Here is a 12,407-nt window from a genome sequence, read left to right as displayed (position 1 = left end):
TGCATAGTCGCAGCTGTTACCAAGGCCTGGCAGAAGACACGATGATCGACACCGACCTACCTAACCTCATGCAGGTGCGCGCATTCGTTCGCGTGGCGGATGTGGGCAGCGTGTCCAAGGCGTCCGAGTTGCTGTTTCGTGCGCAGTCAGTAGTCACCCGCGCCATCGCCGAATTGGAAAAGCGCCTGCAATCGCCCCTGTTCGAGCGCCATGCCAATGGCATGCGCCTGTCCGAATTTGGCGCTTGTGTGTTGCCACGCGCCCGCCGTGTGCTGGCCGAACTGGATGCGGTACCGCGCCTGCTCGGTGCGGACACTGCCCTGGAGCCGCTGTACCTGTTCCAGGCGCGGCGCCTGGAAGTGTTCGTGAAGCTTTGCCAGGCGCGGCACATGCAGACAGTGGCCAGCCACTTCGGGCTCAGCCAGCCGGCCGTGAGTTCGGCGCTGAAGGTGTTGGAAGGCGGGTGCGGCAAGCCGCTGTTCGAGCGCACCCCGCGTGGGTTGCAGCCCACGCGGGTCAGCCAGGACATCCTGGTGCCGATCCGCCGCGCGCTGAACGAGCTGCGCCATATCGACAGCGACCTGAGCGCCATGCGTGGCACCGTGCAAGGCGTCGTGCACGTGGGCGCGCTACCGCTGGGTCGCTCGCGCATTCTGCCTGAGGCGATTATCCGTTTGATCGATGCCCACCCGCAGGTGCGGGTGATCACCAACGAAAGCCCGTTCGACTTGCTTGCTACCGAGCTGCGGGCGGGGGATGTCGACTTCGTGCTAGGGGCGCTGCGCGCGCACGGTTACGCCAGCGACCTGGCCGGTGAGCGGTTGATCACCGAGGAACTGGTCGTGCTGGCCCGGCGAGAACACCCGCTGTTCAGGGCGCCGGTTACGCTGGCCGATGTGCGCCAGGCGCGCTGGGTGTTGCCGCGGGCTGGGTCGCCTGCGCGGCATCTGCTGGACGCCTGCTTTGCCACCGAACAACTGCCCGCGCCGCGCCCGGTGGTGGAGAGCGCAGACCTTGCGATCATCAGGGGGCTGCTGTTGCACTCGGACATGCTGGCAGCGGTATCCGCGCACCAGCTGGCGCATGAGATTGCCAGCGACGAGCTGCGGCGCCTGCCATTGCCGCTGCCCGGCACCACCCGGGACATCGGCCTGACCTACCGCAACGGCTGCCTGCACTCGCCGGCAGCGGCAGCCCTGATGGCCTGCATTCGCGAGGTTATCGGGCAGGCTTGCCCGCTACCGAATACCGCACCTGTTGATTGCGGGTCTTCATGAAGTCCTCGGTACTCTGGCCACGCATGGCCGCGTAGATGTCCAGGTTGGACACGCCCAGCACCGCGCCGAGTTTTTCCAGCACGAAGAAAATCACGCCGTAGTGGATCAGCCCACGCCAGTCGCGGCGGCGCAGCAGGTCGCGTTCTTCTTCGGTCAGCCCGGACTCTTCATAAAGCGCCTCGGGCTCGGCGAGAAAGCGCTGGCGCCACTGTGGCTCGATCAGGCGGTGCAGGCATTTGTTCAGTGCGTAACCTTTGGCGCTGCGCTCCAGGGTGTAAGGGTAGGTGCCCTCGAGTTTCTCCGCGCCTGCCAATTGATGACGCATGTGCTGGCGGTGGCGTTCATTGACTGGCGCAGGCAGGCCCTGGTCGCGGTTTTCCAGCAGCAGGGTGGCGATGCCGGTCATCGACGGCAGGTAGTAGCCCTGGTGCAGGCGGTTGACCGAAGACGACAGCGCCCCGCGCATGATCAGCCAGGTGATGACCTCGGCGCCTTCCATGCCGCCGAGGGTGGCGTATTCGGCCAGGGTCATTTCGGTCAGGCGCTGGGGGTCATCGACCAGCAAGTCGATGAACTGGGCGTCCCATTGCGGGTTGTTGAAGCCGCAGCGTTCCCCGTGCACCTGGTGCGAAACGCCGCCGGTGGCGACGATCGCGACCTTGAGGTCGTCGGGGTAGCTTTCGATGGCCCGGCGCAAGGCCTGGCCAAGCTTGTAGCAACGCCGCGCACTGGGGATCGGCAGTTGCAGCACGCCCACTTGCAGCGGCACGATCTGCACCGGCCAGCCTTCGTCGCAGGGCAGCAATGCCGACATCGGCGAGAAAAAGCCATGGTCCAGCGGCTTGTCGCGGAAGAAACTCATGTCGAATTCGTCGGCCATCAGGCTCTCGCCGATGTGCCGGGACAGCGCCGCATGCCCACCCACGGCGGGCAGGTCGCGGGGGTTGCCGCCTTCGTCGGCCACTGCATACTGGCTGTCGACGCCCAGGGTGAAGGCGCTGTAGTGGTCGAAGAAGAACGAGGTGACGTGGTCGTTGAAGATATAGAACAGCACGTCGGGCTGCTGCGCCTGCAACCAGCCACGGATCGGTTCGAAGCTCTCGAAGATCGGCGCCCAGGCGGCTTCCTGCTGTTTGTCATGGTCGACCGCGAAGCCGATGGTGGGGGTATGGGAGACGGCAAGGCCACCGATGATACGCGCCATTGAAAAGTCCTCTGTTTCAGGTTTACCGCACGGCCGTGACCGGCAGCACACGTTGCCGGGCATAACCGTTGGCCAGGATTGCCAAGGCTGCGACGAACGCCGGCAGGCCAAGGGCGATGAATAACAATGGCAAGCCCAGGCCCAGACTGAGCACGGCGCCGCCGATAAGTGAACCGAAGATGGCGCCGAAGCGGCCGATGCCGAGCATCCAGCTTACACCTGTGGCGCGACACGCCGTGGGGTAGTAACCCGGCGCGAAGGCGTTCAGGCCGGTTTGCGCGCCGCTCATGCAAAAGCCCGCAGCGGCGACGCCAACGGCCAGCAGGCTCGACTCCAGGCCGTACGCACCGAGCGAAACGATGCACAGCCCGCCGAGTGCGTAGGCGGTGGCGATCACCCGGTTAGGGTTGCGCCGGTCCATGGCCCAGCCGACCACCAATGCGCCCGCGGTGCCCGCCAGTTGGAACAGGCCGGTGATGGTCGCGGCGCGTTCAATGCTCTGGCCGCCATCACGCAGCAGGGTCGGCAACCAGCCCATGGTCAGGTAGATCACCAGCAAGCCCATGAAGTAGGTCGCCCACAGGGTCAGGGTGCCGAGGCGATAATGCCCGCTGAACAGCTGGCGCACAGGCGCTTTGGCTTGGGTGGCGGCTTCGCTGACGATAAAGCGAGTGGTCGCGGTGAACTGGCCGCCGAGGCGGTTGAGAATGGCTGCGACCTGTTTGGCCGGTGCAGCCTGCGCCGCCAGATAGCGGGGTGACTCAGGCAGCAGCCAGCACAGCAATGGCAGCAGCGCCATTGGCAGCAGGCCGCCCACCAGCAGCACCGAATGCCAGCCTTGATGCGGGATCAACCAGGCGGCCAGAAAGCCCCCCAGGCCCGACCCCATGTTGAAGCCGGTGAACATCAGGGTGATCAGCAGCGCGCGGCTGCGCTCAGGCAGAAACTCTGAAAGCAACGTCGTGCAGTTGGGCATTGCCGCACCTAGCGCTACGCCGGAGAGCAAGCGCAGCGCTGCCAGTTCATAGGGGTTGCGGGCAAACGCGCAGGCCAGGCTGAGCACGCTGAAACCGCTTACCGCCAGCAGCAGGATGTTCTTGCGGCCCAGGCGGTCAGCGTACGGGCCGGCGGTGATGGCGCCGATGGCAAGGCCGACCATGCCAGCGCTCATCACCGGGCCGAAGGCTGCACGTGACAAGCCCCAGTCCTGCATCAATGAAGGCGCGATGAAGCCCATGACGGCGACATCGAAGCCGTCGAACAGCACGATCAAGAAACAAAGAATCAGTATCAACCGTTGGTAGTGAGTGATGGGACGGCTATCGATCCACTCTTTTACATCGACGCTGGGCGTGTGCATGCGCGTTCACCGATTATTGTTGTAGTGGTGACGATTTCTGTGGACAAAGCGCAGGGCAGGTCGCCAGAAATCACCCGCCGGGTTACGACGTGGGCAGACTCTAATCGCTGGAGGGGCAGCAGCGCCGCTGGGAAATCCTTAATAAGGGATCGAATTTGGTTATGAGGTCGGCAGGAAGCATGTATCACTGTGTATCAAGGCGCGTACTTCGACCACTCGCTTACAAATCCCTGCCGCTGTGGATACGCCACGGATACATGCCGACGGCTAAATGGCCCAACCCGAACGAACAGCCCGAACCGCTGCTTGTTCTGGCTCTTGCGCCCTTGTGGCATCACCTGATGGAGAAACCCCATGACCCGTATCCAGCGCCCCAACAAGACCCGCCTTGGCCTGCTGAGCATTGCCCTGGTCGGCGGTATGAACCTGGCCGCATCGGCCTTTGCTGTCGAAGCGTTGCCCCAGGGCTACCAGCTCGCCGCCGCTGAAAAGGCCGGCGAGGGCAAGTGTGGCGAGGGCAAGTGCGGCGCCAGCGGCGCCAAGGGCAAAGCCACCCAGGCCGAGGGTAAATGCGGCGAAGGCAAGTGCGGTGATGCCTCGTTCGCCCGCACCGATGCCGACCACGACGGCCTGGTATCGCGCGCCGAGCTGCTGGCGGTGGCGCCGGGGGCCAACGCGGAGTTCGACGCGATCGATGCCAACCACGACGGCTACCTGTCCGAGGCTGAGGTCTATCAGTTCCGCAAGCACCAGTTCGACGCAACCGGCAAGCCGTTCCCTTCCGATCTGTACAGCAAGTTGAGCCAGGCCAGGAACTGACCGTCACCGGCACCCTCCCAGCGGGGAGGGTGCTTTGCCTCCAGGAGTACGCCATGAGTCGTTCCCTTTCCCTGCAAGGTGCCGGCCTTGGCCTGCGTCGTGCGCTGTTGCCTGAATTGCTGACCATGAGCACGGGTGCCGTGGACTTCCTCGAATGTGCCCCCGATAACTGGATCGGCGTTGGCGGCACCTATGGCGAGGGCTTGGCACGCCTGGCCGAGCGCTATCCGCTGGCCTGCCACGGCCTTTCGCTGTCACTCGGCGGCCCCGCGCCGCTGGACCATGCCTTTGTGCGGCAGATTCGCGTTTTTCTTGACCGGTACAACGTGCCGCTGTTCAGCGAACACCTGAGCTATTGCGCCGATGACGGTCACCTCTACGACCTGATCCCCATGCCCTTCACCGACGAAGCGGTGCGCCACACGGTCGCGCGCATTCGTGAGGTGCAGGATGCCCTTGGCCGGCGCATCGCAGTGGAGAACATCTCCTACTACGCAACGCCCTACCAGGCAATGAGCGAAATCGACTTCCTCCGCGCGGTCCTCGACGAGGCCGACTGCGAACTGCTGCTGGACATCAACAATGTGATCGTCAATGCCTGCAACCACCGTTATGACGCTGCCGACTTCCTCGCCGCGGTGCCGGCCGAGCGGGTGGTTTGCCTGCACGTGGCCGGGCATTACGACGAAGCGCCGGACCTGAAGATCGATACCCACGGCGCAAGCGTGAAGGCTGATGTCTGGCGCCTGCTGGCCGGCGCCTACCAGCATTTGGGGAGCGTACCGACCCTGCTGGAGCGTGACTTCAACCTGCCACCGCTGCCTGAGTTGCTCGTTGAGGTGGATTACATCCGCGACCTGCAAACTGCCGCGCAAACGCCAGAGGTGCGCCATGGCTGAGACATTGCGCGAGCAGCAGCTGCGCATGGCCCGCTTCATCCGCGACCCGCAGGCCAACGCGCCGCCGCCAGGCATTGAGGAACGGCGCCTGGCGGTTTATCGGCAGCTGTTCTTTGGCAACATGAAGTCGTTGCTGGCAGGCAGCTTTCCGGTGCTGCATGCGACCCTCGCCGCCGAGCAATGGCAAGCGCTAACCGAAGATTTCTACGCCAGCCACCGCTGCCAGACACCGTTGTTCACCGAGGTGGCTGGCGAGCTGGTCGACTACCTGCAAACCAGGGAGGATCTGCCGGGCTGGGTGGCTGAACTGGCCCATTACGAGTGGGTCGAGACGGTGTTGTTGCTCGGCGAGAATACCGAACCTGCGCATGACCCCGTTGGTGACCTGCTCGAGGGGGTACCGTTGCTGTCCAGCCTGGCGCTGCCGCTGGCCTACGTTTGGCCGGTCAGCCAAATTGGGCCGGGCTCCATTCCTCTACAGGCACCCATCGAACCCACACGGTTGCTGGCCCGTCGAGGCGCCGACCACAAGATGCACTTCTCCCGCTTGGCGCCGCTGGCCCACGCGTTACTGGTGTCGTTGCAACAGCAGCCGCTCAGTGGCCGCGAGCACTTTGCAGCATTGGCAGAACACAGTGGCGTAGCGCCGGACTTCATCCAAGCTCACGGCCTGGCGCTGTTGGTCGGCCTCAAATCTGAAGGCGTGGTGCTGGGCACAGCGTTGTAGGCGCGGGCTTGCCCGCGAAGCAGTCACCGCGGTGGTTGGCCAGGGCTTTGCCCTGGATCGCGGGCAAGCCCGCTCCTACAAGAATTTGTGCTGCCCGCAGGCGGCCAATGGGCTCGAGTGCGGGGCGCTACAGTCGCAGGCCTGGATTGATTGAGGCCGTATGCTCGGTCAGGGAGTGGCGGGCGCCAGGCCATTGAGCAGCAAGCGCACGGAGGAAGCGGTGGCGGCGTGGTAATCGATGCCCGGCCTGGGGCCACCGGCGGCATGCCAGCCCATGTTGACGCATGACTGCGCCATGGCCCACACCGATGGCAGCACATGCTCCGGGTTCACCGGCGCCAATTGCCCGCTGCCGATCCACTGGCGTATATGCGCGGTGTTTTCCCGCGCCTGGCTGGCCCAGCGTTCGAGGAAATCACCGGGAATACGCCGGCCGCCTTCCTTGAGTTCCTGCAGCAGCACCTTCGAGGCGAATGGCCGCCCTTCGAACAGGTGAATCATCGAGGTGACCGTGCGGCTAAGCGCCTGCAGCGGCTCGTCGTCGTGCTGAAAGGGCGCGCAGGCTTGCAGGTAGCCGGGTGCGATGTCTTCCAGCACCCCGTGATAGAGGTTGGCCTTGGACTTGAAGTAGTACAGCACGTTGGACCTGGGCAAGCTGGCCAGGGCAGCGATGACCGACAGCTTGGTCGCGGCATAGCCCTGTTGGGCGAACGCCTCGCTGGCAGCGTTCAGGATCACCCTGCGTACCGGGTCGGCTTGGGGCGCCTCGGGTGCGTTGGGCGTTTTACGTGGCAGATCGAACGGCATGATGTACACGGCACTGCCCCTGAGATGAATAGCGAAATATACAAAACTATACAGCGGTAGTCTGCACAAGGGGTACACAAGCCGGCGGCTGGCCACGGTGGACTGGGCCAGCGCCGTGGTGATCGCGGGTAAACCCGCTCTTGCACGGATTGCGCATGCAGGCTGTTTGCGCCTGTATTGCGCCACGCTGGCTGGGTTATCCTGCGGGCCTTCTGTCGTTGCCGAGATCGCCATGTCGTCAGCTGCCGTGCAGGCCCCACTGAAACTCGCCGATCGCGATTCGCGCCATTCTGCCCAGGTGCTCGGCCTGTGTTTGCCCAGCGATGTGGTGCTGTACCTGCTGCTGCCCATGTACGCAGGCAATTTCGGCGTCACCCTGGTAGAGGCGGGCATTTTGCTGGCCGCCAACCGCCTGGTGCGCATCATCGGCTATGGCTGGGTGCTGCGCTTCTATGCCCGCCAGGGTGATCGCGCCGCCTGCATGGTCGCGGCAGTGGCGGCGGCAACCTGCGCACTGGGTTACGCTACTGTGTCGGGTTTTGCCGCGCTGCTGGTGCTGCGCCTGACCTGGGGCCTGTGTTTCGCCACCTTCAACCTCAGCACGCAAACCCTGGCCACCGCGCAGGCCGAAGGTGCCGCGCGGCGCGCCGGGCGCTCGCGGGCAATCATCTCCATCGGGCCGATGCTGGCCTTGCCGCTGGCGGCGCTGATGGCCCAGGCCTGGGGGCCGCGCAGCGTATTCCTGGTGTTGTGCGGCAGTTGCTTGTGCAGCCTGTGGGCCGCCCGCACCTTGCCCGCCAAGCCTCACGAAATCCTGCCCAACCGTGGCCGACGGCTGCGCCTGCCTGACAGCATCGCCACCTGGTCGTTCGTCGAAGGTGTGGCGCTTGACGGGTTGTTCATCTTTGGCTTGTCGCTGTATGCGCAGACCCACCTGGGGAGTAATGGCGTGTTGGCGGCGGGTGTGCTGATGGCGGTGCGTTACCTGAGCGAGATGCTCTTCAGCCCCCTGGGTGGTCGCTTGGCCGACCGCTTCGGCGCATTGCGCATGCTGGTGGTGCTGTCGCTGGCGACCGCCGTGGCGCTGCTGCTGTTTGGCAGCCACTGGCTGTTTGTCGGAGCATTCTTCGTGCTGGTGCTGCGCGCCTTGCAGCTGCCGTTGGTAGTCACGCTGGTGGCCGGCCGCTACCCCGAGGGGCGTATCCAGGCCCTGGCGGGCAATGCAGTGTGGCGCGATATCGGTGCCGGGCTGGGCCCGATCCTGGCCGGGCTGTTGCTACCGAATTTCGCGCCACTGTGGGTGTATGCCGTTGCTGCGCTGATGCTCAGCATGACGGCACTGGGTTGTGGTTGGGCAGGGCGTAGCTTCGCTCAGCGGCGGTAGTAGTGGTGGTCGGCCTCGTAGCGGTGGTGCGCGGCCCGGTCATGGTGGCGCTGCCATTCGCGGCGGCGTTCGGCTTCGCGCCGCGCCTGCTCGCGGCGCCATTGCTCACGGCGCCAGTTTTCGCGGCGCCAGTCGTCGCGACGGTCATGCCGGTAGCCGTCGTGGCGATAACGGTCATCATGCGCCAATAGCGTGGCGGGCTGCTGTGCAGCCACGCTCGCCAGGCTCGGCCAGGGGTTGTCGGCACCCTCGGCATGGGCTTGCACAGGCATGGCGTCGAAGGTATGAACAGGCGTTGGCGCCTTCATCGGTGTAGCGGATGCCGAGCCCATTGCCGCGAACGCGAACAGGCCGAGGAGCACTATCCGGGGGACATGGATTTTCATGAGCGAAGACAACCTCTGCTGGATATCGGGGCGTTGGGCCATGCGTTCGCGGGCCAGCCTGAAGGCTGCCTGGCGCACTGCATGTGCCTGATCACATAGACCAGCAAAGCGGAAAAAGTTCGGGAAAACCGTTACTTAAATGGCAAGGCTGGCATGGCGGCGGCTGGCGCAATGCCCTCAATGCACGCCGGGAACGGTATACTTGGCGCCTTTGCCAGCGCCCGGGAGAAGTTCATGCGGCAGGTCTTGTTAATCGTCGATGTCCAGTCCACCTTCAGCCCGCCGGAGTGGCTGATCGATGGCGTGCGTGCGTTGTCCGCGACGATCCCGACCATCGCCTCGGTCGAATTGCATGACGAGCAGGTGACGCCTTTCGAGCGGCAGCTGGGCTGGCACCCAGCCGCTGAGGATGAGAGCCTGGTCGAAGCCGACAAGGTGTTCATCAAACACGGTTATGGGCAGACTGCCGAGACCCTTGAGTACATCCGCCAGCTGGGCGTCGAGCGCGTGCTGGTCTGCGGGCTGCAGACCGAAACCTGCGTGCTGGCCGCAGGCTTCGCGCTGTTCGATGCGGGGCTGACGCCCACGTTGATCACCGACCTGACGGTGGGCTCTTCCCTCGATCGCTCAGGCAGAATGGGCATCGAGTTGTGGAAACACCACTTCGGCAATGTCACTACCCGCGCCGAGGTGCTGGCCGAACTCGCCAGCTGACTGCTGCTGCGCGCCGGTCACTGACTCAGTGACCGGCAGGGGCAGATTGCCTTGCCCGGTTTTCAGCGGCCAAGCATCACGGTTTTCAGCTGTGTTTGTGCCTGTTGCACTGTTTTGGCCTGGGTGTTCAGGTCCGCCAGCATGGCATTCAGCTCGGCTTGAACTTTCGGGTCTGAAACCTTCACGATCGCGCCGTTGATTTCGATCTTTGCCTTGTTCGCGTCCACGTAGTCGGCGATTTTCAGGCTGCTGTCGAGGGTGCCGCTGATCTGCGGCAGCACGGCCAGGAAGGTATCGGCCGGAACGCTGACGGTACGCTCGAAGGCTTTGTCGTACACCACCTTGAGGTCTTCTGGCTGCTTGAGCTGGGCGTGGGCGCTGTCTGCCTTGGCTTTTTGCGCCTGCAGTTGGGTACCCATGTCATTGAGGCCGGTCTGCACCGCCTTGATGTCGTCACGGCGCGCGGTGACATCATTCAACGAGCGCACTGCGCCTTTTTGCAACAGGTTGCCCAGCGGTTTGACGGCGGCATCCATGGCGCCGTTGAAGTCGGTGATGACCGCGTAGTGCTCGGTGTAGGGGCCAAACGCCTGGGTTTCGTCCGGGGTCAGCTTGGGCACGTGAACGCCTGGCTTATCGACGATACGGGTTTGCAGGAACTCGCTGAACGCAGTGCGTTGTTTGGGTTCGTTGTCACCGCAGGCGGCGAGGGCGAGGGGCAGGGCGAGGGCAAGCAGCCAGCGGGGGCGGAACGTGACATTCATGTCGGTGAATCTCCTGAAGGATAAGGTACGCGCCACCCGGGTATCGCGCACGGCGTGGCGGGAGAAGAATAGTGGTTTCTGCGTTGGGATCCAACACTAGGCCATAGGCAGCTCGAAACCCGCGATGCCGCGCCCAAGCTTCTGGGCTTGTGCGTACAGCACCCGCATCAGGTGCAGCGCCGCCTGCGACGGTGGCTCGAAGCGCGAGTAGACGAAGCTGATATCGAAATGAATCTCCTCGGCCAGCGGCACCACGGCGAGGCCGCTGTCCTGTGCGACGAACTCGTCGATCAGGGTAATGCCCATGCCTTGCTTGACCAGCGCCACGGCTTCGTTGGCATTGGTAAACGACAGCAACGAATCCAGTTGCAACCCGCGCTGGGCAATTTCATCCGCCAGCAGCTTGCCGAACGGCATGTCCGGGCGGAACAGCAACAGCGCCTGGCCCTCCAGCTGTTGCAAGGCCAGTGAAGGTTGCTGGGCCAGCTCATGGGAGGCGGGCATCACCGCCACCATGCGCCCCCGCATGAAGGCCTGCGAGTGCAGGTGATCGTGGACCACCGGCAGGGCGGCGATCGACAGGTCGACTTTTTTTGACAGGATCTGGTTGGGCATCTCGCCCATCAATGAGGTCTGCCATTCGATGTGCAGCGCTGGCGCCTCACGCTTGAGCTGCGCCAGGGCAATCGGGATGACCACCGTCGACAACGACGCGCTGCAGGAAATGCGCAGCTTGCGGTGGGTACCGGAGGCCAGCGACAGCGCGGTCTCATTGACCTGCAGAGCCGCCTGGTACACCCGCTCGACCTCACGGAACAGGATCTGCGCCTCGGCGGTGGGCACCAGGCGGTTGTTGATGCGCTCGAACAGGCGGTAAGCCAGGCGCCCCTCGATGTAGCCAATCAACTTGCTCACCGCCGGTTGCGAGACATACAGCATTTTTGCCGCGGCACTGATCGAGCCGGTCAGCATGACGGCACGGAACACTTCCATATGGCGCAATTTGAACACCATGTTGCTGGCGTCGGCGCCTGCTTGGCCGGGGAGCATGAGTATTACCTTCGGTTATGGTCTTGGCCATCTGTGTATGAGCGCCGTGGCGGCGCCCGCAGTATCTTGAGCCTAGGTAAATCGCCCTGGTGGCGAACAATAACAAGATCTGCAGGCAAGCGCAGTGGCGCTTGAAGGAGCCGCCTTTGAACATCTTTGACGAACCGAAGATCGATTGCCATAACCATTTGTTTGACCCTGCACGCTTTGCATATCACCCCGATGCCCCCTATGCCCCCTCGGGGCAGGAGGTTGCGCCGCTGGAGCAGTTCAACCAGGTGATGGACGCCTATGGCGTGCGCCATGCCTTGCTGGTGGGCCCCAACAGCGGCTACCACACCGACAACCGTTGCCTGTTGCACGCCCTGGCCAGCGGCCAGGGGCGCTTCCGGGGCGTGGCGGTGGTCGACCGCCAGATCAGCCTTGAACAACTGGCCGCGCTGCGTGAGCAGGGCGTGGTCGGCGTGGCATTCAACCCAGCGTTGTATGGCGTGGCCAGCCTGCGAGACGTCGAGCCGCTGTTCGGCAAGCTGGCCGAGCTTGGCCTGTTTGCCCAGGTGCAGGTCTGCGAAGACCAGTTGCTCGAACTGCTCGGCCTGATCGAGCGCAGCGCGGTGCGGGTACTAATCGACCACTGCGGGCGCCCGGACGCGGCCGCCGGTATTCATCAGGCCGGTTTCCAGGCCTTGCTCAGGCTGGCCCGGCATGGGCGGGTCTGCGTGAAGCTCTCAGGCATGCAGAAGTTCGCCGCTGCCGATGCCTTGCACGAGCAGAGCCGCGCCTACGTGCATGAACTGATCAACGCCTTCGGCCCGCAGGCCTGCGTGTGGGGCTCCGACTGGCCGTTCATTCGCCAGCGCACGCGGGTGGATTACGGCCCCTTGCTGAAGCTGGCCGAACGTTTGATGCCGGACCCGCACCTGCGCCGCACCATCATGTGGGACACCCCCAGGCGCCTGTTCGGCTTCGCCTGACGCCTGCGCATTTGCCATTCCAATAACAAGAGAGCAACCGTC

Annotated in this window: 13 protein-coding genes; 7 read left to right on the top strand and 6 right to left on the bottom strand. The window is 64.1% G+C overall.

Annotation, left to right across the window (positions count from 1 at the left end; translation table 11 throughout):
• The first annotated feature begins 41 nt into the window (after positions 1-41).
• Positions 42-1,277 (top strand): LysR family transcriptional regulator, encoded by a 1,236-nt coding sequence (locus ACNQPL_RS10315; RefSeq protein ID WP_416466612.1) that lies wholly within the window; start codon positions 42-44, stop codon positions 1,275-1,277.
• Here the strand turns inward: ACNQPL_RS10315 and ACNQPL_RS10310 are convergent.
• Both ACNQPL_RS10310 and ACNQPL_RS10305 read right to left on the bottom strand, forming a co-directional pair.
• Entirely contained in the window at positions 1,219-2,481 is a 1,263-nt protein-coding gene (locus ACNQPL_RS10310) for a gallate dioxygenase (protein WP_416466611.1), read from the bottom strand. The two genes, ACNQPL_RS10315 and ACNQPL_RS10310, sit on opposite strands and share 59 nt — an antisense overlap.
• Positions 2,482-2,503: 22 nt before the next feature.
• Complete coding sequence (locus ACNQPL_RS10305; protein ID WP_416466610.1) at positions 2,504-3,841, bottom strand: MFS transporter; 1,338 nt, start codon at positions 3,839-3,841, stop codon at positions 2,504-2,506.
• Positions 3,842-4,195: 354 nt separating this feature from the next.
• On the opposite strand from ACNQPL_RS10305, the gene ACNQPL_RS10300 reads away from it, so the two are divergent.
• Genes ACNQPL_RS10300 through ACNQPL_RS10290 form a run of 3 tightly spaced genes read left to right on the top strand, consistent with a single transcriptional unit; the run spans position 4,196 to position 6,286 of the window.
• Positions 4,196-4,660, top strand: a complete 465-nt coding sequence (locus ACNQPL_RS10300) for a hypothetical protein (RefSeq protein WP_416466609.1) — start codon at positions 4,196-4,198, stop codon at positions 4,658-4,660.
• Between the two features lie 53 nt (positions 4,661-4,713).
• Positions 4,714-5,559: a DUF692 domain-containing protein gene (locus ACNQPL_RS10295; RefSeq protein ID WP_416466608.1), complete on the top strand. Its 846-nt coding sequence runs from the start codon at positions 4,714-4,716 to the stop codon at positions 5,557-5,559.
• Complete coding sequence (locus ACNQPL_RS10290; protein WP_416466607.1) at positions 5,552-6,286, top strand: DNA-binding domain-containing protein; 735 nt, start codon at positions 5,552-5,554, stop codon at positions 6,284-6,286. The genes ACNQPL_RS10295 and ACNQPL_RS10290 overlap by 8 nt, the downstream gene beginning before the upstream one ends.
• A gap of 168 nt (positions 6,287-6,454) precedes the next feature.
• Here the strand turns inward: ACNQPL_RS10290 and ACNQPL_RS10285 are convergent, their stop codons facing one another.
• On the bottom strand, positions 6,455-7,093 hold the full coding sequence (locus ACNQPL_RS10285; RefSeq protein WP_346614366.1) for a TetR family transcriptional regulator C-terminal domain-containing protein: 639 nt from the start codon (positions 7,091-7,093) through the stop codon (positions 6,455-6,457).
• A 232-nt stretch (positions 7,094-7,325) separates the two neighbouring features.
• Between ACNQPL_RS10285 and ACNQPL_RS10280 the strand changes: the two genes are divergently transcribed.
• Positions 7,326-8,477 carry an MFS transporter gene (locus ACNQPL_RS10280; RefSeq protein ID WP_416466606.1) on the top strand — a complete coding sequence of 384 codons (1,152 nt, stop codon included), beginning with the start codon at positions 7,326-7,328 and terminating at the stop codon, positions 8,475-8,477.
• Here ACNQPL_RS10280 and ACNQPL_RS10275 read toward each other — a convergent pair.
• On the bottom strand, positions 8,465-8,863 hold the full coding sequence (locus tag ACNQPL_RS10275; protein WP_346614364.1) for a hypothetical protein: 399 nt from the start codon (positions 8,861-8,863) through the stop codon (positions 8,465-8,467). The genes ACNQPL_RS10280 and ACNQPL_RS10275 overlap by 13 nt on opposite strands.
• Before the next feature lie 234 nt (positions 8,864-9,097).
• On the opposite strand from ACNQPL_RS10275, the gene ACNQPL_RS10270 reads away from it, so the two are divergent.
• The gene (locus ACNQPL_RS10270; RefSeq protein ID WP_416466604.1) at positions 9,098-9,577 is read left to right on the top strand and encodes an isochorismatase family protein; all 480 of its coding nucleotides are present in this window, start codon (positions 9,098-9,100) and stop codon (positions 9,575-9,577) included.
• A 62-nt stretch (positions 9,578-9,639) separates the two neighbouring features.
• Here the strand turns inward: ACNQPL_RS10270 and ACNQPL_RS10265 are convergent, their stop codons facing one another.
• Entirely contained in the window at positions 9,640-10,341 is a 702-nt protein-coding gene (locus tag ACNQPL_RS10265; protein WP_387533134.1) for a DUF3053 domain-containing protein, read from the bottom strand.
• A 96-nt stretch (positions 10,342-10,437) separates the two neighbouring features.
• Positions 10,438-11,391 (bottom strand): LysR family transcriptional regulator, encoded by a 954-nt coding sequence (locus ACNQPL_RS10260; RefSeq protein WP_416466603.1) that lies wholly within the window; start codon positions 11,389-11,391, stop codon positions 10,438-10,440.
• A 146-nt stretch (positions 11,392-11,537) separates the two neighbouring features.
• Here ACNQPL_RS10260 and ACNQPL_RS10255 point away from each other — a divergent pair, with 146 nt between their 5' ends.
• A complete protein-coding gene (locus ACNQPL_RS10255; protein WP_346614360.1) occupies positions 11,538-12,365 on the top strand; it encodes an amidohydrolase family protein in 828 nt (275 codons plus the stop codon).
• Positions 12,366-12,407 lie beyond the last annotated feature (42 nt).

This window comes from Pseudomonas sp. LFS044, assembly GCF_047978245.1.
Classification (GTDB): Bacteria; Pseudomonadota; Gammaproteobacteria; order Pseudomonadales; family Pseudomonadaceae; genus Aquipseudomonas.
The sequence above is the reverse complement of the archived record's forward strand: the minus strand, read 5'-3'. Positions and strand labels throughout refer to the sequence as shown.

Bases quoted from the DNA above. Each gene is read 5' to 3' on its own strand.
- ACNQPL_RS10315 (WP_416466612.1), top strand. From the start codon at position 42: ATGATCGACACCGACCTACCTAACCTCATGCAGGTGCGCGCATTCGTT.
- ACNQPL_RS10310 (WP_416466611.1), bottom strand. From the start codon at position 2,481: ATGGCGCGTATCATCGGTGGCCTTGCCGTCTCCCATACCCCCACCATC.
- ACNQPL_RS10305 (WP_416466610.1), bottom strand. From the start codon at position 3,841: ATGCACACGCCCAGCGTCGATGTAAAAGAGTGGATCGATAGCCGTCCC.
- ACNQPL_RS10300 (WP_416466609.1), top strand. From the start codon at position 4,196: ATGACCCGTATCCAGCGCCCCAACAAGACCCGCCTTGGCCTGCTGAGC.
- ACNQPL_RS10295 (WP_416466608.1), top strand. From the start codon at position 4,714: ATGAGTCGTTCCCTTTCCCTGCAAGGTGCCGGCCTTGGCCTGCGTCGT.
- ACNQPL_RS10290 (WP_416466607.1), top strand. From the start codon at position 5,552: ATGGCTGAGACATTGCGCGAGCAGCAGCTGCGCATGGCCCGCTTCATC.
- ACNQPL_RS10285 (WP_346614366.1), bottom strand. From the start codon at position 7,093: ATGCCGTTCGATCTGCCACGTAAAACGCCCAACGCACCCGAGGCGCCC.
- ACNQPL_RS10280 (WP_416466606.1), top strand. From the start codon at position 7,326: ATGTCGTCAGCTGCCGTGCAGGCCCCACTGAAACTCGCCGATCGCGAT.
- ACNQPL_RS10275 (WP_346614364.1), bottom strand. From the start codon at position 8,863: ATGAAAATCCATGTCCCCCGGATAGTGCTCCTCGGCCTGTTCGCGTTC.
- ACNQPL_RS10270 (WP_416466604.1), top strand. From the start codon at position 9,098: ATGCGGCAGGTCTTGTTAATCGTCGATGTCCAGTCCACCTTCAGCCCG.
- ACNQPL_RS10265 (WP_387533134.1), bottom strand. From the start codon at position 10,341: ATGAATGTCACGTTCCGCCCCCGCTGGCTGCTTGCCCTCGCCCTGCCC.
- ACNQPL_RS10260 (WP_416466603.1), bottom strand. From the start codon at position 11,391: ATGCTCCCCGGCCAAGCAGGCGCCGACGCCAGCAACATGGTGTTCAAA.